Origin of the sequence: Anaerofustis stercorihominis (assembly GCF_005844425.1) — a bacterium.
Classification (GTDB): Bacteria; Bacillota; Clostridia; order Eubacteriales; family Anaerofustaceae; genus Anaerofustis; species Anaerofustis butyriciformans.
In genome coordinates this window covers 27,448-47,674 of record NZ_SPHL01000012.1, presented here as the reverse complement: position 1 = coordinate 47,674, position 20,227 = coordinate 27,448, and the positions used below count along the sequence as shown (strand labels likewise).

At 29.9% G+C, this 20,227-nt stretch carries 26 protein-coding genes, 1 tRNA gene and 1 other annotated feature; of the genes, 9 read left to right on the top strand and 18 right to left on the bottom strand.

The window, feature by feature from the left end; translation table 11 throughout:
* On the top strand, positions 1 to 445 hold a 445-nt coding region (locus FGQ49_RS05000), incomplete at its 5' end, for a PHP-associated domain-containing protein (protein WP_279222111.1).
* A gap of 11 nt (positions 446 to 456) precedes the next feature.
* Here the strand turns inward: FGQ49_RS05000 and FGQ49_RS04995 are convergent.
* Positions 457 to 1,296, bottom strand: a complete 840-nt coding sequence (locus tag FGQ49_RS04995; protein ID WP_138268776.1) for a MurR/RpiR family transcriptional regulator — start codon at positions 1,294 to 1,296, stop codon at positions 457 to 459.
* Positions 1,297 to 1,449: 153 nt separating this feature from the next.
* On the opposite strand from FGQ49_RS04995, the gene glpK reads away from it, so the two are divergent.
* Positions 1,450 to 2,946, top strand: coding sequence for a glycerol kinase GlpK (gene glpK, locus FGQ49_RS04990; protein WP_138268775.1), 1,497 nt, complete (start codon positions 1,450 to 1,452; stop codon positions 2,944 to 2,946).
* A gap of 26 nt (positions 2,947 to 2,972) precedes the next feature.
* Here glpK and FGQ49_RS04985 read toward each other — a convergent pair whose 3' ends face one another.
* From FGQ49_RS04985 to FGQ49_RS04970, 4 genes are all read right to left on the bottom strand, one after another.
* Positions 2,973 to 3,752 (bottom strand): ABC transporter ATP-binding protein, encoded by a 780-nt coding sequence (locus FGQ49_RS04985; protein ID WP_138268774.1) that lies wholly within the window; start codon positions 3,750 to 3,752, stop codon positions 2,973 to 2,975.
* Positions 3,749 to 4,627: an ABC transporter permease gene (locus FGQ49_RS04980; RefSeq protein WP_138268773.1), complete on the bottom strand. Its 879-nt coding sequence runs from the start codon at positions 4,625 to 4,627 to the stop codon at positions 3,749 to 3,751. Before FGQ49_RS04980 ends, FGQ49_RS04985 begins: the two co-directional genes overlap by 4 nt.
* Positions 4,628 to 4,744: 117 nt before the next feature.
* Positions 4,745 to 5,758 carry an ABC transporter substrate-binding protein gene (locus tag FGQ49_RS04975; protein WP_138268772.1) on the bottom strand — a complete coding sequence of 338 codons (1,014 nt, stop codon included), beginning with the start codon at positions 5,756 to 5,758 and terminating at the stop codon, positions 4,745 to 4,747.
* 63 nt (positions 5,759 to 5,821) lie between these two features.
* Positions 5,822 to 6,065, bottom strand: a binding site (T-box leader).
* A 78-nt stretch (positions 6,066 to 6,143) separates the two neighbouring features.
* A complete protein-coding gene (locus FGQ49_RS04970; RefSeq protein WP_138268771.1) occupies positions 6,144 to 6,563 on the bottom strand; it encodes a hypothetical protein in 420 nt (139 codons plus the stop codon).
* Between the two features lie 187 nt (positions 6,564 to 6,750).
* Between FGQ49_RS04970 and FGQ49_RS04965 the strand changes: the two genes are divergently transcribed.
* The 3 genes from FGQ49_RS04965 to FGQ49_RS04955 all read left to right on the top strand — a co-directional run bounded on the left by FGQ49_RS04965 (position 6,751) and on the right by FGQ49_RS04955 (position 8,980).
* Positions 6,751 to 6,972 carry a hypothetical protein gene (locus tag FGQ49_RS04965; protein ID WP_138268770.1) on the top strand — a complete coding sequence of 74 codons (222 nt, stop codon included), beginning with the start codon at positions 6,751 to 6,753 and terminating at the stop codon, positions 6,970 to 6,972.
* A 102-nt stretch (positions 6,973 to 7,074) separates the two neighbouring features.
* A complete protein-coding gene (locus tag FGQ49_RS04960; RefSeq protein WP_138268769.1) occupies positions 7,075 to 7,791 on the top strand; it encodes a GntR family transcriptional regulator in 717 nt (238 codons plus the stop codon).
* 13 nt (positions 7,792 to 7,804) lie between these two features.
* Positions 7,805 to 8,980, top strand: coding sequence for a sn-glycerol-1-phosphate dehydrogenase (locus tag FGQ49_RS04955; RefSeq protein WP_138268768.1), 1,176 nt, complete (start codon positions 7,805 to 7,807; stop codon positions 8,978 to 8,980).
* 22 nt (positions 8,981 to 9,002) lie between these two features.
* Here FGQ49_RS04955 and FGQ49_RS04950 read toward each other — a convergent pair whose 3' ends face one another.
* Positions 9,003 to 9,767: a DeoR/GlpR family DNA-binding transcription regulator gene (locus FGQ49_RS04950; protein ID WP_138268767.1), complete on the bottom strand. Its 765-nt coding sequence runs from the start codon at positions 9,765 to 9,767 to the stop codon at positions 9,003 to 9,005.
* A 232-nt stretch (positions 9,768 to 9,999) separates the two neighbouring features.
* Here FGQ49_RS04950 and FGQ49_RS04945 point away from each other — a divergent pair, with 232 nt between their 5' ends.
* From FGQ49_RS04945 to FGQ49_RS04935, 4 genes are all read left to right on the top strand, one after another.
* Positions 10,000 to 10,632 carry a ribulose-phosphate 3-epimerase gene (locus FGQ49_RS04945; protein WP_138268766.1) on the top strand — a complete coding sequence of 211 codons (633 nt, stop codon included), beginning with the start codon at positions 10,000 to 10,002 and terminating at the stop codon, positions 10,630 to 10,632.
* A gap of 51 nt (positions 10,633 to 10,683) precedes the next feature.
* Positions 10,684 to 11,118 (top strand): BtpA/SgcQ family protein, encoded by a 435-nt coding sequence (locus FGQ49_RS10735; protein WP_347559325.1) that lies wholly within the window; start codon positions 10,684 to 10,686, stop codon positions 11,116 to 11,118.
* Positions 11,057 to 11,434 (top strand): BtpA/SgcQ family protein, encoded by a 378-nt coding sequence (locus FGQ49_RS10730; RefSeq protein ID WP_347559324.1) that lies wholly within the window; start codon positions 11,057 to 11,059, stop codon positions 11,432 to 11,434. Before FGQ49_RS10735 ends, FGQ49_RS10730 begins: the two co-directional genes overlap by 62 nt.
* Positions 11,435 to 11,834: 400 nt before the next feature.
* Positions 11,835 to 11,910, top strand: a tRNA-Lys gene (locus FGQ49_RS04935).
* Positions 11,911 to 12,004: 94 nt separating this feature from the next.
* Here FGQ49_RS04935 and atpD read toward each other — a convergent pair.
* The 12 genes from atpD to rpiB form a co-directional block, all read right to left on the bottom strand.
* Positions 12,005 to 13,411, bottom strand: coding sequence for a F0F1 ATP synthase subunit beta (gene atpD, locus FGQ49_RS04930; RefSeq protein ID WP_138268765.1), 1,407 nt, complete (start codon positions 13,409 to 13,411; stop codon positions 12,005 to 12,007).
* A 31-nt stretch (positions 13,412 to 13,442) separates the two neighbouring features.
* Positions 13,443 to 13,883, bottom strand: a complete 441-nt coding sequence (gene atpC, locus FGQ49_RS04925) for an ATP synthase F1 subunit epsilon (protein WP_138268764.1) — start codon at positions 13,881 to 13,883, stop codon at positions 13,443 to 13,445.
* 12 nt (positions 13,884 to 13,895) lie between these two features.
* The gene (gene atpG, locus FGQ49_RS04920) at positions 13,896 to 14,765 is read right to left on the bottom strand and encodes an ATP synthase F1 subunit gamma (protein ID WP_138268763.1); all 870 of its coding nucleotides are present in this window, start codon (positions 14,763 to 14,765) and stop codon (positions 13,896 to 13,898) included.
* 14 nt (positions 14,766 to 14,779) lie between these two features.
* Entirely contained in the window at positions 14,780 to 16,288 is a 1,509-nt protein-coding gene (atpA, locus tag FGQ49_RS04915; protein WP_138268762.1) for a F0F1 ATP synthase subunit alpha, read from the bottom strand.
* 14 nt (positions 16,289 to 16,302) lie between these two features.
* Positions 16,303 to 16,845, bottom strand: a complete 543-nt coding sequence (atpH, locus tag FGQ49_RS04910; protein ID WP_171020589.1) for an ATP synthase F1 subunit delta — start codon at positions 16,843 to 16,845, stop codon at positions 16,303 to 16,305.
* Positions 16,838 to 17,356, bottom strand: coding sequence for a F0F1 ATP synthase subunit B (gene atpF / locus FGQ49_RS04905; protein WP_138268760.1), 519 nt, complete (start codon positions 17,354 to 17,356; stop codon positions 16,838 to 16,840). The genes atpH and atpF overlap by 8 nt, the downstream gene beginning before the upstream one ends.
* Before the next feature lie 36 nt (positions 17,357 to 17,392).
* Positions 17,393 to 17,647 carry an ATP synthase F0 subunit C gene (gene atpE / locus FGQ49_RS04900; protein ID WP_138268759.1) on the bottom strand — a complete coding sequence of 85 codons (255 nt, stop codon included), beginning with the start codon at positions 17,645 to 17,647 and terminating at the stop codon, positions 17,393 to 17,395.
* A 76-nt stretch (positions 17,648 to 17,723) separates the two neighbouring features.
* Positions 17,724 to 18,530, bottom strand: a complete 807-nt coding sequence (locus tag FGQ49_RS04895) for a F0F1 ATP synthase subunit A (protein ID WP_138268758.1) — start codon at positions 18,528 to 18,530, stop codon at positions 17,724 to 17,726.
* A 21-nt stretch (positions 18,531 to 18,551) separates the two neighbouring features.
* Positions 18,552 to 18,959 carry an ATP synthase subunit I gene (locus FGQ49_RS04890; RefSeq protein ID WP_171020588.1) on the bottom strand — a complete coding sequence of 136 codons (408 nt, stop codon included), beginning with the start codon at positions 18,957 to 18,959 and terminating at the stop codon, positions 18,552 to 18,554.
* Positions 18,960 to 19,028: 69 nt separating this feature from the next.
* Positions 19,029 to 19,262: an AtpZ/AtpI family protein gene (locus FGQ49_RS04885; RefSeq protein WP_138268756.1), complete on the bottom strand. Its 234-nt coding sequence runs from the start codon at positions 19,260 to 19,262 to the stop codon at positions 19,029 to 19,031.
* Positions 19,249 to 19,707 (bottom strand): deoxycytidylate deaminase, encoded by a 459-nt coding sequence (locus FGQ49_RS04880; RefSeq protein ID WP_138268755.1) that lies wholly within the window; start codon positions 19,705 to 19,707, stop codon positions 19,249 to 19,251. Before FGQ49_RS04880 ends, FGQ49_RS04885 begins: the two co-directional genes overlap by 14 nt.
* 15 nt (positions 19,708 to 19,722) lie before the next feature.
* A complete protein-coding gene (rpiB, locus tag FGQ49_RS04875) occupies positions 19,723 to 20,175 on the bottom strand; it encodes a ribose 5-phosphate isomerase B (RefSeq protein ID WP_138268754.1) in 453 nt (150 codons plus the stop codon).
* Positions 20,176 to 20,227 lie beyond the last annotated feature (52 nt).

Below are 20,227 nucleotides of genomic sequence, written 5' to 3'. Positions count from 1 at the left end.
TGAAAATTTAATATCTCTTCTTAAATCTTATAATATAATTATAGGAGCAGCTCACCCTTACAGAAAAGGAAGCAATATACCATCTCTACCCCTTAAATTATTAAATCAACTTGATTTTATAGACTTAAATGGAAAAGATATTGCTTTAAATAAAGACTACACAATAAATAAAACAAAAGAATTAAGTGAAAAACTAAATATCAATTATATAGCAGGAAGTGATACTCATCAAGCAACTCAATATGGTTGTATTTATAACAGTATATTTGATGATATTAATACTATTGAACAATTAAAATATTCAATAAAAAATAATAAATATTCAATTAATATTTCTGAAAGTATAGATATACAAGTTGAGAGTGCAACATTATTAAAAAAATGTTTAAAGAAAATCTATTCTATGGGTGGAAATTATGTTGATGTTTTAGTATCGCCAAGATAAGTATGAAATACTTATCTTGGTATTTTATCTATATAATAATCTTTTAAGCAATGAAGTTCTTCCAATTTATTTATAACATCTTCTCCCATTTTATATGCCGTTAAAATTACCAAGCTATCTAAAAGAATAACAGGAGCAGCCATTGAATGATATTCATTAGGTTGTCCTCTATACACATTTACAACAAAGTCAACGCAATCTAATAACTTATCATGTTTTCTTCTGGTAAAAATTGCAGTTTTAAAGTAAACCTTCTTTGCATAAGATAAAATAACTTCAACTTCTTTTGATAAATTTTCAAAGGAAAAAATTATAACTAAATCATCTTTTCTAATATTAATTAAATCTTCAAACATTTCCGAGCCGCTTGAATTCATTATAATTACATTTTTCCCAAATCGTTTTAATCTAAATTTTAATAAATCACATAAACTTTTTGCAGCACCTTTACCATATAAAAAGATATTTTTAGAATCAATAATACTTTGTGAAATATTATCAATTACATTTAAATCAAGCATATCAAAAGTTTTATTAATGCAATTCTGTTGATATAAATAAAAAGAAGATATCGGATCATCAATATTTTTGTCTATAGATACTCTAATTTTTTCCCCGGGTGTCTTTTTTCCCAGATTACTTAAAATTGCATTCTTTAAAGATTTAAAATTTGAATATCCAGCATGCCTAACAAATCTAGAAATCGTTGCTTGAGAAATGTTTAAATCTTTTGAAATTTCACCAATTGTCATAAAAAAAATAGAATCTATATTATCATAAAAATAATCAATAATTCTTTCTTCTAATTTTGTATAATTTTTGTTCTTATCAAAAAATTTATATATATCCATTTTATATTACCTTTAATCATATTATTTTATATTATATCATTAAAATAAATATCTTAATATTATATTTACAAACTATTTACATAAAATTATTATATTGCTAAACGTATACATAATGAAGTATAATAGTATATATAAACATAAAGAGGTGAGCCTATGAAAAAATATATATTGGCAATCGACCAAGGTACAACAAGCTGTAGAACGATTTTATTTGATGAAAACGCAGACATAGTCAGTGTTGAACAAAGAGAATTCAAACAAATTTATCCAAAGGCAGGATATGTTGAGCATGACGCAATGGAAATATGGATGACACAATTGTTTACCATAAAACAATGTGTTCAAAAAGCTAATATAAATATTGATGATATTAAAGGAGTCGGTATAACTAATCAAAGAGAAACCACTGTTTTATGGGATAAAGATACAGGATACCCAATATATAACGCAATAGTATGGCAGTGCAGAAGAACTGCAGATATATGCGAAGACCTAAGAGAAAAAGGTCTTGAACAACATATAATAAATACAACAGGACTTAAGATTGATGCTTATTTCTCTGCAACAAAAATTAAATGGATTTTAGATAATGTCGAGGGAGCAAGAAAGAAAGCCGAAGAAGGGAAAATTCTTTTTGGAACCATTGATACATGGCTTATATACAATCTAACAAAAGGAAAAGTACATGCAACAGACTACACAAATGCATCAAGAACAATGCTTTATGATATCCATAATCTAAAATGGGATGAAAAAATAATGGAAGCTTTAGATATTCCTAAAAATATCTTACCTGAAGTTGTTAATAGCAGTGGGATAATTGGATATATGGATAAAGAAATTTTAGGAAAAGAAATTCCTATTGCAGGCGTTGCAGGAGATCAACAATCTGCCCTATTCGGTCAAGGATGCTACAATATAGGAGAAGCAAAAAATACATACGGTACAGGACTATTCCTACTTATGAATACAGGAGAAGAACCAATAAAATCTCATAACGGACTTTTAACAACTATCGCTTATGGTATTGACGGAAAAATCACTTATGCCCTTGAAGGAAGCGTATTTATTGGAGGAGCTGTTGTTCAGTGGCTAAGAGATGAACTTGGTATGATTCAAACAGCAGCAGAAACATATCAAATCGCAACAAGTGTAAATGATACTAATGGTGTATATATAGTGCCTGCATTTACAGGTCTTGGAGCTCCTTATTGGGATATGTATGCAAAAGGAATTATAACCGGAATTACAAGAGGAGCAAAAAAAGCGCATATTGTAAGAGCAGCTCTTGAAAGCATCTGTTATCAAACAAAAGATCTCCTTGATGCAATAGAAGATGACAGTAAGATTCCTCTAAAAGAACTTATGGTTGACGGAGGTGCTTGTCAAAACGACTTTATAATGCAGTTCCAATCAGATATACTAAACTGCCCTGTAAACAAACCAAACTGCATAGAATCTACAGCAATGGGAGCAGCATTCCTTGCTGGACTTGCAACAGGAGTATGGAATAGTGAAAAAGAATTAAAAGAAGTAAGAAAAACAAGCAAACTTTTTAATAGTGAAATAACAGAAGAGAAAAGAAAAGAATTATATGCAGGCTGGAAACATTCTGTAAAAATGTGTTTAACAAAAAAAGATGAAATATAAAAAAAGACCTTATATAAGGTCTTTTTTTATATTGAATTTCCAAGTTCAATGCTTATTTCATTAAATTTAGAAAGAAGATCATCTATATCTATATTTTCTTTTTCTTCCCCTGCTTTATCAATAATCACATTACCTTTATGCATCATTAAAATTCTATTTCCATATTCAGTAGCAAAACGAAGATTATGAGTTACCATTATTGTAGTTATCTTCTTTTCTTTTACAATCTCATCTGTAAATTTCATTATAAGTTCAGCAGTTTTAGGATCAAGCGCAGCTGTATGCTCATCTAAAATTAAGAATTTTATATCTGACATTGTTGTCATTAAAAGAGCCATTGCCTGTCTTTGCCCTCCTGATAATGCACCAACTTTCGTATCTAGCATATTTTCAAGTCCAAGGTTTAATCTAGACAAAAGATCTTTATAATAATTTACTCTCTTCTTATTTGTCCCCATTCCAAGCCCATAAGATTTTCCTTTATTATCAGCTAAGGACATATTTTCAAGTATAGTCATGCTTGGACAAGTTCCCATTGACGGATCTTGATATACTCTTCCTATTTTTCTACTTCTTATATATTCTTTTTGTTTTGTTATATCTTCATTATCTAATATAATTTTACCATTTTCAGGTTCTAAACTTCCACATATTAAGTTTAATACCGTAGTTTTTCCTGAACCGTTACTTCCTATAACAGAAATAAAATCACCGTCATTAATATCTAAGTTAAAATCTTTAAATAAACATAATTCGTTTATAGTTCCTATATTAAAATATTTATCTATATGTTCAAGTTTTATCATGATTTCACCTTCTTCTTCCTATCCATGCTGAATACCAAAATAACAAAGAATAAAACAGCCGTTACAAGTTTCAAATCAGAAGCTTCAAGTCCACATTCAATAGCTATTGCAACACATGCCTTATAAATAACAGAACCTAAAACAACTGCGGTAGTTGCTTTTAACTTATTTGTTTTAAAAACATTCATACCTATTATTACGCTTGCAAGACCTATAACGATTGTTCCCGTTCCCATTGTAATTTCAAAAAATCTTTGTTGTTGACACATTACACTTCCCGCAAGAGCAACAAGCCCATTTGCAAGAGCAAGCCCAATTATCTTTGTTATTCCGCTGTCTTTTGCAAGAGAAGTAACTATTTTTTCATTATCCCCTACTGCTCTTAATAAATATCCTGATTTTGTTTTTAAATATAAATCAAGTAATAATTTAGCAATTAAAAGTATAATAAAAACTACTATAACTGTTTTAAACTGCGATATGGAATCAGGGAAAATACCATTTATAAAATCATTATCAAAAATAGTTTTATAATTAAAAATAGGAACATTTGCCACTCCACCGGCTATTCGTAAATTTATAGTATATAAAGCCGTCATCATAATAATCCCTGAAAGCAAGTCCCTTACTTTAAACTTTACGTGTATTATACCCGTAAGCACTCCGGCTAAAGCTCCCCCAAGTAGAGAAATTATTAAAGTTACATAAGGATTAACTCCCATTGTAATAAGTACTGCAGTAATTGCAGCCCCAAGGGGAAAAGTTCCGTCAACTGATAAATCCGGAAAATCCAAAATTTTATATGTAATATATACGCCAAGAGCCATTATTGCATATATAAAGCCCTGTTCAAAAATACTAAGTAATAAATCCAAAACACTCTCCTCTTTTCTTAAAATGTATAAATATGAAATTAAATATTAATCTTATATTTATAAACTTTTATAGTTTGCCATATATAAGAAAACTTATATATGGCAATTAAATTATTATTATTCTTCAGAAGCAACACTATCAAAAGTTTGTGAAGCACTTGATTGTACACTATCAGGAATTGTTATTCCAAGATCAGATGCAACTTTTGTATTTATAACAATTTCGCCAGCATTAAATGTTTCAAATTCCATATCTTTTGCCGTAGCTTCACCTTTTAATATTTTTGCAGCCATTTTTCCTGTTTGGTTTCCAAGTTTTACATAATCAATACCGACACAAGCAATACAACCATTTTTTATTTGTTCAACTTCAGAACCGAAAACTGGAATTTTCGCTTTGTTTGCTTTATCTAAAATTGTTGGAAGATTGCTTACAACAGTATTATCAGTTAAATTTGTTATACAATCAACTTTTTTAAGTAAACTGTCTGTTGCCATAGGAATATCAGCAGAAGAGCTTATACCTTGTGTAACAATAGTTATTCCATATTTTGAAGCTGCATTTTCATATGCTTCAATACCTGACTGTGAATTAACTTCACTTGTACTGTAAAGAATTCCTACATTTTTAACATCAGGCATCATATCTTTTATTAATTTTAATTGTTCGTCTGCCAAAATCAAATCAGATGTACCTGTTATATTTCCAACATTTTTATTATTATCGTCTACAAATCCAGCAAGTTTTGGAGATGTAACAGCTGTGTAAACAACGGGAGTATCCTTATCTTTAGTTGCGTTGTATGCGCTTTGTGCACTTGGAGTTGCTATTGCACAAATAAGATCATAATCTTTTGAAGCAAAACTTGATGCAATTTGATTATCAGTTGCCATATCTGAACCAGAATTTTTATATGTAACTGTTAAATTCTTTCCTTCTTCAATTCCTTCTTCCTTTAATCCTTGTAAAAAACCTTCTCTGCAGTTATCCAAAGAACCGTGATTTGCAAATTGTAAAATACCTATTTCATAATTTCCATCACTTGATCCTGATGAATTACCACATCCTGCAAGCACTCCTGCCATACACATTAAACTTAGTCCTACCATTAATACTTTTTTCATTTTCATTTGTCTTTCCTCTCTTTATTAAAAATTTTTATTTTTAATATAGAAAAAGCCTCAAGCAAAATTGCTTGAGGCGAAATATCCGCGTTGCCACTCAAATTGACATATATAATATGCCCACTCAAATTCGTATACCATCATATACGCCCTTTATGATAACGGGTCGGGTGCCCGATGGCCCATACTTTTTTCATTTCAAAGCCACCCTCAAAAGTCCATTCAACAAGGAAATCATGCTATAATCTCACCGTCTTATAACTCTCTGTAAATCATTCTTATCTTGTCTACTACTCTTTCTCTACGGTTTTCTATATTAATGTTGTTTTGATGATACTACCTTTTAAAAGAATTGTCAATAGTTTTTTGAAAATTTAGACAATATTAAAATTTATTCTTTTATAAATAAAGGCGGCGTAATTGGTGGAATTCGACCAAATGCAGACAAAATTTGAGAAATTAAAAGAGAAACTGTACAAATTGAACAGCTTAAAAAGAAATCCTCATTTTCGAGTATCACTTTTTTCAAATCCTCTTGTTTTATTTTAGATAGAAAAACAATTGTATTATCAAATTCTTTCTTAACCTTGAATGTAATCAAAACGCTTATTTCAAGGAACAATTCATCAAGATCCAATTCAATAAGACTTCTTGTAAATTCTATGGTTAACATTTTATCATTTACATCGATAATTTCTATATGGTCATTTATTTTAAAATCCACATCAAAACCAATTTCGGGATTTTCAAAATTAATGCTGCTTAATTCACTTATTTCATTTTCTTCAAAATAATCAACAAAATTATTCAACGTTATCTCCTTAAAATTTTATAGGTTTATTATATCAAAAAAAGACAAATCTTTAATAAAAAAAGGCATATAATTTTATAATAATAATAAAATCTCACAATATTAATTTTTAATTATCAGATAATATACAAATAAATGACAAAAAGAAATGATAACATATGTATATAAATATTAAAGGAGTGATAAAATGGATACATATATAAAAGCGACCATTGATGCAAGAAAAAATTTAATATTTAATCATTGCTATAATAGCAAAATAAAAAAATTTACTGATTTTTTATTTGAAAAAATAGAAAAAATGGCCGAAAATTGTAAAAATGTTGAAGAATTTGAAAACAAATTTTTAGAAAGTAAACTATGTGACAGATATAGATATATATATGAAAAAACCAATAATATAAAATAATTAAAAGTATATCCACTGGATATACTTTTTTTATTGACTTTTTTTATTTCTTGATATAATATATAATTATAATATATCCACTGGGTATATAAAGGAGGTAAAATGAGCAAAGAACCTTTATATAAAAAAATAAAAGAAGAATTAATAACAGACTTTAAAAACTTAGGATATTATTCAATATTACCAAGCGAAAGAGAACTTTGTGAAAAATATAACGTCAGCAGGCCTACAATAAAATCTGCATTAAAACTTATTGAAGAAGAAGGATTAATAGAAAAACGAGAGCGAAAAGGTACTTTCTATTTAGGCAATAGCCCTTATATAGACCATCAACTTACTTCAACATTAGGTTTTTACAGTGATGCAAAACTTCAAGGCAAGGAAATAAAAAGTAAAGTTTTATTTCAAAACATATGGAAAGCTGATGAATATATTGCAAAAAAATTAAATATAAATGAAGGTGATGAAGTTTTTAAACTGGAAAGACAAAGATATATAGATGATAAATTGTTTTCCCTTACAACATCTTACTTATTAAAAAAATATGCAAAATATTTAATGAAAGAAGATTTTACAAATGCATCTTTGTACAAAACATTATCAAATATAGGCATAATACCTTATAAAGGAAAACAAGAATTAGTAATAATTAAAGCTGATGAATACGATGCAATGCATTTAGACATTAAATTAAATGATCCAATAAGTTTATTAAAATCAACAACTTATACAATAACAAATGAACCAATTGAATATGTCGAAGCAAAATCAAACGCATACAAAACAAGATACGAAATGGAAGTATACCATAGAAAATAAAAAGGAGATTAAAATGAAATATATATTAGAAATGAGTATAAATGAAATGTCAAACCTGAGTTTTGATTGTGAATGCGGGAAAAAACATACTTTGAACATACACGATATATGTATAAAAGAAAATGCAATAGAAGAACTTGACAGAATAATATCACCTTTTAAAGATAATAAGATATTTGTTTTTAGTGATACAAATACATTTAACGCCGCAGGAAAAGAAACGTTAAATGAACTAGATAAAAACAATTATAATTATAAAAATTTTATAATTGAAACCGGAGAAGAAATATTAATCCCTGATGAAAAAGTTGTTGGCAGACTTTTTATGGAAATGGACAACGATACAAAACTTATTATAGCCATAGGAAGTGGAACCATAAACGATATTGGTAAATTCTTATCCATAAAAACAGGTATTCCATATATAATCATATGCACGGCTCCTTCAATGGACGGTTATGCATCAGACGGCGCTCCTCTTATATGTAACGGAATGAAAATATCTTTTAATGCAACTTTAGCTTATGCAATCATAGGAGATATAAACATAATGAAAAATGCTCCAATGAAACTTATAAGAGCCGGATATGGAGATATAATAGGTAAAATAACTGCTTTAATGGACTGGGAATTATCAAAAGAAATAAACGATGAATACTACTGCGAAACCTGTATTCAATTAACAAAAGAAGCTGTTCAAAAAACAATTAACAGCGCTGATAAATTAAAAGACAGAGATGAAAATGCAATAAAATACTTAATTGAAGCCCTTACACTTACAGGAGTTGCAATGGGACTTGTTGGTGTTTCTCGTCCTGCATCAGGAGCAGAACATATGCTTTCACATTATTGGGAAGTAGATTTTATAAAAAATAATAGATACCCTGAGCTACATGGAATAAAAGTAGGAATTGCCACTCCAATTGTTTCAAAAATGTTTTACCTATTAAGAGATATTATACCTAACAATATAATGGAAAATGTTTATACTCCAGAAGATATAGAAAATATGTTAAAAATAATGGGAAATCCGGTTTTACCAAAAGATATCGGAATAGATAAAAATCTATTTTATGAAAGCATGTTAAACTGTCATAAAATAAGAGAACGTTACAGTGTATTCAAATTTGCATTAGACAGAGGAAAACTTGAAGAATGTGCAAAAATAATCACTGATGAGATATATTAAAAAAGTGCCATAAGGCACTTTTTTAAACCCTTATAATATTAATTTCATTCTCAATATATTCTTTATATATATTTTCATCAAGCTCTTTTCCTGTTATTATTATATCAATGTCTTTTAATCCACAAACAGAAGCAAAAGCATTTTTTTCAAATTTTGAATGATCACATAACAAAATTTTCTGTCTTGCTTTTTTTATTCCCAGATTTTTTATGGAAACTTCTTCCATATTTGTTATCATGCATCCCCCATCCAAACTTATTGCATCAAAACTCATAAATGATATATCTACCCTAAGAGAATTTAAGTTTTGCTCTGTTAAAAAACCGGAAACAGTATAAAAACCATGTCGTAAAACGCCGCCTGCAATTATAACTTGCATATTTTTAGCACCTGATAAATTGGAAGCAATTTTTAAATCATTTGTAATAACCTGAATATCTTTATAATCATTCATAAAAGATGTCATTTCAGTTACAGTCGTGCTTGAATCCATAAAAATAGTTTGATTTGTATTAATAAAACCCAAAGCTGTTTTGGCAATTCTTATTTTTTCTTCTGTATTATGTGATTTCTTTTCATAATATGGCATTTCAAAACTACTGCCTTGATTAATTTTACTTACCCCTCCTCTTGTTACATTTAATTTCCCTTGAATATTCAAGTCTTTCAAATCTCTGTAAATAGTTGCTCTGGAAACATCGAGAATTTTTTCAAGCTCATTTACGCTAACATAACCTCTCTGATCCACTATTTCCAATATCCTATCAAATCTTTCAATTTGTATCATAATCTTACCTACTTTATTATTTTATATTATTTTCTCAAATTATATCATTAAATGATTTTCTTTTCAACCCATAAAACCCTTTATTTAAAAGCTTATCAATTTACATATATAATTACTTAAAGTAATATTTATGATACAAAATGATAAATTTTAATATTTTTTGTATCAAACTATTGCATTTATTCTCATATTGTGTTATATTCTACTCAAGAAATAGGAAAGGAGAAAGAAAATGAAATTAAATCCTTCAATAGCCTCTTCTAACACATTAAATATAAAAGAAGAACTTGATAAATTAAAAGAATGGCCTTTACTTCATCTTGACATTGAAGACAGTAGTTTTAGCCCAAACATAACATTTGGAATAAAAACGGCAAAATTAATATCAAAATATGCACCTGAAAAAGAGATTGATACACACCTTGTTGTAAAAGAACCTCTTCAATTTGTTGAAAATTTGTCAAAATTAAATATAAAATCTATAAGCTGCCATATAGAACCTTTATTATACCCTTTGGAATTTATCAATCTTGCAAAAAAATGCAAATTTGAAAATATAGGTTTTGCATTAAACATATCTACACCTATAAGTTATTTAAAACCTTTTTTAAATGATATAAATTATATAATTTTAATGACTGCAGAGCCTGATAATAAAGGAGTGACTTTTTATGAACCTGTAATCGAAAAAATAAAAGAAGCAAAGGAAGTCCTACCTTCTCACGTAAAGATATGGGTAGACGGAGGACTATCAAAAGAAACAATAGAAAAAATAAAAGATCTTGATATAGATACAGCCGTTGTAGGAAGATATGTTTTTTCAAGTGAAAATTATATAAACGCATTAGAAGAATACTCTTCTTAAAATATATGCAAATAAAACTTTAATCCAATTAAATACTAAGGAGGAAATAAAATGAGTTGGACAAAAGAAATCTTTAATGTAGAAAAACCTATTATTGCAATGTGCCATTTACCTGCACTTCCATCAGATCCCGGATTTGATAAAGAAGGAGGAATGGAAAAAGTAATCGAAAAAGCCAGAAGAGAATTTTTAGCACTACAAGATGGAGGAGTAGACGGTGTAATGTTCTCAAATGAATTCAGTTTACCATATTTAACAAAAGTAGAAACTCCCACTGTAGCGGCTATGGCTTACATAATAGGAAGATTAATGCCTGATATAAAAATACCTTATGGTGTGAACTGTTTATGGGATCCCATTGCATCTCTTGATTTAGCAGTATCTGTCGGCGCTAAGTTTATAAGAGAAATCATAAGCGGTGTTTATGCTTCTGACTTTGGGCTTTGGAACACAAATGCAGGGGAAAACTGTAAGACACCAATATAAAATCGGCGCAGAAAACGTTAAACTTCTTTATAATATTGTTCCGGAAGCAGCTGTATATTTAGCTGAAAGACCTATTGAGTCAATAGCAAAATCTACCGTATTTAACCATAAACCTGATGCACTTTGCGTTTCTGGACTTACGGCAGGCTCTCCAACAGATACGCAAACATTAATGAAAGTTAAAAATGCAGTACCTGATACAACAGTTTTATGTAATACAGGATGTAACAAAAATAATATAATTGAACAACTAAAACATGCAGATGGTGCTGTTGTTGCAACAACATTCAAAGTTGACGGTAAATTCGAAAATTAAGTAGACGGACAAAGAGTAAAAGAGTTTATGGATATCGTTAAAGAATACAGAAAAACATTATAAAACAAAAGTTCTATGTTATAAAACATAGGACTTTTGCATATACAAAATAAAAATAAATTTAACAAACAATGAAAAATCTGATATATATTAAATATACTACATTCATGCATAAGAAAAACATCCTTAAACTTGGTAAAAAAACTTCATTTGAAGCAAAACATTTCACGGTCATAAAAAAACTGAAAAATCTAATTTAACAATTTTAAAACTTTATTTAATCTTAGGTTACAATATTATAGGAAAAAAAATATTTAGCTCTTCCTCTTTTAAATATTTTATATTTGTAAATTATTGACTTTTTTATCATACTTTATTATAATAATAAAGCATGATAAATGGTCCGTTAGCTCAGCTGGCAGAGCACCTGACTCTTAATCAGGGTGTCCAGGGTTCGATCCCCTGACGGATCACCATTTTTGAAATTTAAGCCTTAAGATATTCTTAAGGCTTTTTTATTTATTGCAATAAAAAAATACATTTATGAAAATCATAAATGTATTTTTTTTATTATTCAGTTTCTTCAATTTCTTTTGCTTTTTTAACTGCATCATCAATTGTTCCAACAAGTAAAAATGCAGCTTCAGGTAAATCATCATGTTTACCTTGTAAGATTTCTTTAAAGCCTCTAAGAGTTTCTGAAATAGGAACATATGCTCCTTGTAAACCTGTAAATTGTTCAGCAACATGGAATGGTTGAGATAAGAATCTTTCAATTTTTCTTGCTCTTCCAACAATAAGTTTATCTTCTTCGCTTAATTCTTCCATACCTAAAATTGCAATGATATCTTGAAGTTCTTTGTATCTTTGAAGTATTTCTTGAACTCCTCTTGCAATTTGATAATGTTCTTCACCAACTACTTTTGGATCCAAAATTCTACTTGTTGATTCAAGAGGGTCAACAGCAGGATAAATACCTTTTTCACTGATTGCTCTTGAAAGTACAGTTGTAGCATCCAAGTGAGCGAATGTTGTTGCAGGAGCAGGGTCTGTTAAGTCATCGGCAGGTACGTATACCGCTTGAACCGATGTAATTGAACCATTCTTTGTAGATGTGATTCTTTCTTGTAATGCACCCATTTCTGTAGCAAGTGTTGGTTGATAACCTACGGCTGAAGGCATTCTACCAAGTAAAGCAGAAACTTCACTACCGGCTTGAGTAAATCTAAAGATGTTATCAATGAATAAAAGTACATCTTGATTTTCTTCATCTCTAAAATATTCTGCCATAGTAAGCCCTGTTAAAGCAACTCTCATTCTTGCTCCAGGAGGCTCATTCATCTGACCAAAGCATAATGAAGTTTTTTCTAAAACTCCTGAATCTTTCATTTCATAATATAGGTCGTTTCCTTCTCTTGTTCTTTCACCTACACCGGCAAAAACAGAAAGACCACCATGTTCTGTGGCAATATTACTGATAAGTTCTTGGATTAATACAGTTTTACCAACTCCGGCACCACCGAATAAACCGATTTTACCACCCTTTGTGTAAGGACAAATTAAGTCTACAACTTTAATTCCTGTTTCAAATACTTCAGGAACAGTTTGTTGTTGTTCAAAAGATGGTGGATCTCTATGAATTGGAGAAAGTTTAACTCCATCCATATCCATTTCTTTTCCATCTATTGGTTGTCCTAAAACATTAACCATTCTGCCTAATGTTTTTTCTCCTACCGGAACCATAATAGGATTACCGGTAGCAGTAGCTTCCATTCCTCTAATTAGCCCGTCAGTTGTATCCATAGCAATACATCTTACTGTATTGTCCCCGATATGTTCGCTAACTTCTATGATTAATTCTTCACCGTGATTATCTATTTTAATAGCTTCGTTTAATTTAGGTAATTCTCCGTCGTTAAACTGAACATCAACAACCGGTCCTACAACTTGGACTATTTTTCCTTTTATATTTTCCATAGGACTTTTTTGTCTCCTTTAATTCATGTGACTAATATTTCTTATGTCTAGAAATACCTTCATACGTATTTGCTAAATCTATTCTTACTAAAGCTTTCTTTAACTTATGTTCTGCATGAACAAATTCTTGACGGTTATATTTGCTTGAATGAAGTTTTTCTTCAGCTCTTCTTCTAGCTTCTTCAGCTCTTTTTACGTCAACTTCTTCAGGCCATAAAGCATCGTCTGTTACAACAAGGATTTTATTGTTTTCTATTAAAACAGTTCCTCCAAACAATGTCGCCTCTTGCCTTTCACCTTCTAAATTTGTTATATGCATTATTCCAATATCAGCAACAGTCATTGTAGGCACGTGATTACGCAGCACTGTCATTTCTCCGCTTGTAGCTCTAAAAGTAAATTTCTCTACATAATCTTTATAAAAAGTCCTTGTAGGAGTTGCAATTTCTAAATGTAAATTTTCATCATTCATTGTTCTTCTCCTTTACTTCAAGGCTTCTGCACCTGAAACTATTTCTATAAGTTCATTTGTAATACTTGACTGTCTGGCTGAATTGTATCTTATTTCAAGTTCATCTAAAAGCTCGTTTGCATTGTCTGTAGCTGCACTCATTGCCATTCTTCTTGATGCTTCTTCACCAGCATGATTTTCAATCATGGCACCATAAAGAAGACTTGTTATATATTGAGGAACTAATTCTTCCAATAATTCCTCTCCACCCGGCTCTATGACTAATTCACTTTTAACATCACTGCCGTCGCTGTTCTTCGCTTTTCTTGAAATAGGAAGAACTTTTGCACTTAATACACCTTGAGATACAACAGAGTTGAATTTAGAATAAATCATTCTTACCCCTCTGACATCTTTATTGCTGCTGTAAAGATTAATTACTGTACCGATAATCTTTTTAGCAACACCGTAGTTAGGGTCATCGCTTATTCCAATATATTCACCTACTACATCATATCCGTTTTTCTTAAAATAGTCGGCACCCTTTGCACCAAGTGCAAAAATATATGCATCTTCTTTTTTATCGCCTATTTGACTTACAGTTTCTTTAATAACATTAGAGTTAAAACCGCCGGCAAGCCCTTTATCACCGCTTAAAACAATATATATTATTTTATGAGCATCATCTCTTACATTAAAATATAAATTGTTTATGTGAGAAGTATATTTTGCTATTCTAAGAAGAAGTTGATATGTTGCATCTGTATAATGACTTCTGCTTATAGCTCTTTCTTTTGCTTTTCTAAGTTTTGAACTTGCAACAAGTTCCATTGCTTTAGTTATTTGCTTTGTACTTGACACACTTTTTATTCTTCTTTTAATGTCTGCCATATTTTCAGCCATAACTCATAGCTCCTTTATATTCGACCAGTTAGAAAAATATCTTTATAGTCGTTAATTAATTTTGTCAATTCTTCAGTTAATTGATCATCAAATCCTTTTGCAACTTTTAATTTTTCTAAAGTACTAGCTGCATTTGTATGTGCATATTCAACTAATCCTTTTTCAAAGTCTTTGATATCATCAACTTTAACATCTCTTGCAAAGTTATTTGTAATAGCATAAATAACAAGTATTTGTTCTTCTACTTTCATAGGAGAATATTGCTCTTGCTTTAACATTTCAACAATTCTCTTCCCTTTTTCAAGACTTGCCTTTGTTGACTTATCAAGATCAGAACCGAATTGTGCGAATGAAGCAAGTTCTCTGTATTGTGCATACTCTATTCTAAGAGGTCCGCCAACTTTTTTCATTGTTGTAATTTGTGCATCTCCCCCAACCCTTGAAACTGAAATACCAGGGTTTACAGCAGGTCTTACACCGGCATGGAAAAGTTCACTTTCAAGGAATATTTGTCCGTCTGTAATTGAAATTACGTTAGTTGGAATATATGCTGAAATATCCCCTGCTTGTGTTTCAATAATAGGAAGAGCAGTTATTGAACCGCCTTTTTCAAGTCTTGCAGCTCTTTCCAAAAGTCTTGAATGCAAATAGAATACATCCCCTGGATAAGCTTCCCTTCCAGGTGGTCTACGAAGTAGTAATGTCATTGAACGATAAGCCACCGCATGTTTACTTAAATCATCGTAAACTATTAATACATCTTTTCCTTTATCCATAAAATATTCTGCAATTGCACATCCTGAATAAGGAGAAAGATATTGAAGCGGTGCCATTTCACTGGCTGTGGCACATACTACTGTTGTATAATCCATTGCACCGTATTCTTCAAGTGTTCCTACAATTTGCGCTACTGTACTTGCTTTTTGTCCGATAGCAACATATACACAAATTACGTCTTCATCTTTTTGATTTAAAATTGTATCAACTGCTAAAGCAGTTTTACCTGTTTGTCTATCACCAATGATAAGTTCTCTTTGTCCTCTTCCGATTGGAATTAAAGAGTCAATGGCTTTATAACCTGTTTGTAGCGGTACACTTACTTTTTTTCTTTCAATTACACCGCTGGCTTTTACATCGGCTCTTCTGTATTCTTCAGCTATGATATTTCCTTTACCGTCAATAGGTTCACCAAGAGCATTTACAACTCTTCCGATAACACCTTCTCCTACAGGTACACTCATAATTTTACCTGTACATTTTACAGTGTCTCCCTCTACGATATTTGTATCATCACCAAGCAGAACACAACCAACATTGTCTTCTTCAAGGTTTAAAACCATACCATAAACATCACCAGGGAACAAAATAAGTTCACCCATCATTGCGCCATCTAAACCATGAACTCTGGCGATACCATCACCAACACTTAAGATAGTACCTACTGAAGTAGTTTCTATTTTTTGGTCATAGTTTTTAATTTGGTCTTTTATAATTCTACTGATTTCTTCGGGTTTTAAATTCATTTTTATTTCCCTTCTTAAACTATCTTTGTTTCTTTTAACTGTCTTTTTATTTGATTAAGTTCATTTTTTACTGATAAATCAATCATTTTTCCATTAATAAATAGTACGATACCCCCAATGATATCTTTATCTATTTTTTCATTTAAGATAATTGTTTTATCAAGTTTTTTTGATAACTTATTTTTTAAACTTTCTTTTAATTCATCACTTAACGGATTTGCACTTACAACCTCAACATCTAAAATACCTTTATATTCTAAGTACATTTTCTTAAAATTAAGATATATCATTTTGATTTCGCAAATCCTATCCTTATCAACTAAAATATTAAAAAAGTTTTTAAGTATTTTATTATCTTCATCACTAAGAATATTGTTAATGATACTTTTTTTATCTTCTTTCATTATTGTTTCGTTTGAAAGAACGTTATAAAGTTCTTCGTTACTTAATAATGAATCATAAAATGATGTAAATTTATCATATACAGTATCTATTATGTTTTCTTCTATACATAAAGATGATAAAGAATAAGCATATCTGTAAGCAGCATTACTCATAATGCACCTCATCCAAACTTGCAATAGCTTTTTTAATCAATGCTTCATCAGCATCTTTATCAAGTTTTGCATCTATAACTTTATTCGTTATATCTAAAGAAATATCAATAATATTATCTTTCATTTCTTTCATTGCAAGTTCTCTTGCACTTTCAATATCTTTTTTAGATTTAGCTTTAATCTTTCTAGCTTCCTCATTTGCCTGAGAAATAATATTTTCTTTTATTTCTTTAGCTTCTTTGGTAGCCTCGTTAGTAATAGCTAAAGCTTCTTCATTGATACTTTTTACTTTCTTTTCATATTCTTGTTTTAAAGCGTTTGCTTTTAAATTTTCATTTTCCGCTTTGTCAAATTCTTCGGTTATAATACTTTGTCTTTTATCAATAACATCTACGACTTTATCATAAAAGAATTTCTTTACCAAAATAAAGAATAGTAAAAATATTGCACCCTGAATTAACATTTGATAAAGCATTTCAGTTGAAAAGTTTATTAATGATCCAGCTAGCATATAATCACCACCTTACCTTTATTATCGTTGTCTTTTTTAGCTAAAAGGTTTAACAAATAATAAAATTAAAGCGACAACCAAACAATAAATAGCTGATGTTTCCGCAACAGCACAACCTGTTAATAATGTTTTTAATATTGTTCCTTCTGCTTCTGGTTGTCTTGCAACTGATTCACAAGCTTTACCTGTTGCATTACCTTGTCCAACCCCTGTACCTAATGCACCTATCATGGCAAGACCGGCACCTATTGCTGAACATGCTAAAATTAAATCACTTCCTGAAATATTCATTATTATTTCCTCCTTGAATAAAAAAGCATTTTTCTATTTTTATATTTTATCCGATTAAAAATCGGGTAAAGGCAAATTATTCTTCATCCATTGCGGATGAAATGAATACCATCGATAACATACAGAATATAAATGTTTGAAGTATTCCGGCAAACCAGTCAAAATAACCGTGACAGAATGCTACAAAGAATGATGGTATAAGTAATAATATGGCAACAATTCTAACAATCTTATTTTCCGTAAATTTGTTTGCTTTCCCAAAACATAAGTATAGACATAAAATCAATGATGTAAAGAAAACAAACATTGCAACTTTTGCGGAACCGACAAATATAGAATATACCAATGATAATATTATAAGTCCACCTGTAATGTTACCGAATAAACGGAAACCAAGTGAAACAGGATTTGCGATTTCACCAATAATATTTATAGGTAAAAAGAAAAATACCGGTTCTGTAAAATCCTTCAAGTATTTTTTTATACCTTTTGTTTTTAATCCATAATATTGAGTTAATACAAAAGTTATAATTCCAAGTGTAAGTGTTGTAGCCAAATCCGCAGTAGGAGGTCTTACTATCCCAAGGAATACAAAACTACTTAAGTTTGCAACAAGCAAGAAAGCAGCCAAGGCAAAAAAGTATGGTGTAAAACCAATGTTTTTCTTACCCATAGTACTGCTTACAAAATCTCTGCAAGCACTTACCATATATTCAGCAATAACTTGTTTTTTAGAATTAGGTCTAATTTCAAGACCTTTTGCTAAATACATTAAAAAAACGAAGGTTAAAGCTAAAATAATTACAGTCCAAATAATTGTATTAGATATAGGTATTTTGCCGATATTAAAAATATTATCAACAGTACTAATACTTACATTCATTTTCTCTTCTCCATTTTTTTATTACTTGTTTTTTAAACTAATAAGATTATAAACATATAACACGGCTCTAAAAGATAATAACCCTATTATTAGTCCTATTACATTTACTTTTATCCACTTATTAGCAACAAGAAAAACTAATACCAATATCAAGAGTACTTTTCTTATGGCAGCATGTAAATTGGCATAATTTACGGCACTGTCCTTATCCATCTTTATTGCCGTTCTTAAATCATTGAATAACATCCAATGAAATATTAAAGCAACAAGACATCCTGATATTATTCCAAGAATTATACTCTTATCTAATTTAAAAAGCAATACAAAAATTATAAAAATAAAATTTAAAATCAAAGTAAATATACTTATTTGAATTTGCTCTTTTAGTAAATCTTCAATGGTAAAATTCTCGTTATTTTCCTTATTCATTTTAAGCCTCATTCATTATTATTCGTATTGCTTATATGGTGGTTTGCAAAAGCAAACCACCATATTTTTTTATTTTTTCATTACATTTTTAAGAATATAATACATATTCCTAATGGCTGCCAATATACCAAGAAATAAAAATATTAACGTCCAAATATTACCCGTTTGAAACTTTGTATCTAAGAATTTTCCAAAAAACAAACATAAAACTATTGTTACAACAATAGTAATGCCCAGCTGAAAAAATATCGCCAAAGCTTTTGCAATACTTGAGATATCATTATTTTTATTATTTTCCGTCATATTTAACAACCTCAACTCCTGCTTCCTTTAATAATTCCATACTAAATTCATCAGGATAATTACCTTTATATACAATTCTTTTAATACCTGCATTTATTAACATTTTTGAACAGAGAATACAAGGAGAATCAGTTATATAAATATCTGCTCCTTCCACACTTACTCCCATGGTTGCCGCAGAAATAATAGCATTTTGTTCTGCATGGGTAGCCCTGCAAAGCTCATGTCTTTCTCCGCTTTTTATATTGTTTTTAAGTCTTATGCAAGTATCTTTTGTACAATGCTTAAGACCTTTTGGAGCTCCGTTATAACCGGTAGAAATAATTTTATGGTCTTTTACTATTATTGCTCCAACTTGTCTTCTTATACAAGTTGAACGAGTTTTTACAACTTCCAACATATCCATAAAATATTCATCCCACGAAGGTCTTTGATTATTTTCCATTATTTTTTCCTTTTATTATTTGTATACTTTTTCTTCGTATGCTTTAATTTTGTTAATTCTGTTTTCGTGTCTTCCGCCTAAAAATTCTTTTTCATCTAAATAAGCTCTAAGGATTTCAGCAGCAAGTTCAGGACCTGTAATTCTTCCGCCTAATACAATGATGTTTGCATTGTTGTGTTGTTTACACATTTTAGCAGAGAATGTATCTGTACAATGAGCAGCTCTGATACCTTTTACTTTATTAGCAGCAATGCTGATACCAATACCTGTACCACAAATTAAAATACCTCTATCAAATTCTCCTGCTGCAACAGCTTCGCCAACTTTAATTGCATAGTCAGGATAGTCAACACTATCTGCAGAATCTGTTCCGTAATCTACAAAATCATAACCTTCCTTTTTAAATGTGTCGATTAAGAATTGTTTTAATTCATAACCACCATGATCACTTGCAATAACTATTTTCATAATTTTTCTCCTTTAAAATTAATTTATTTAAACTGCAAAGCAGTTATTAACT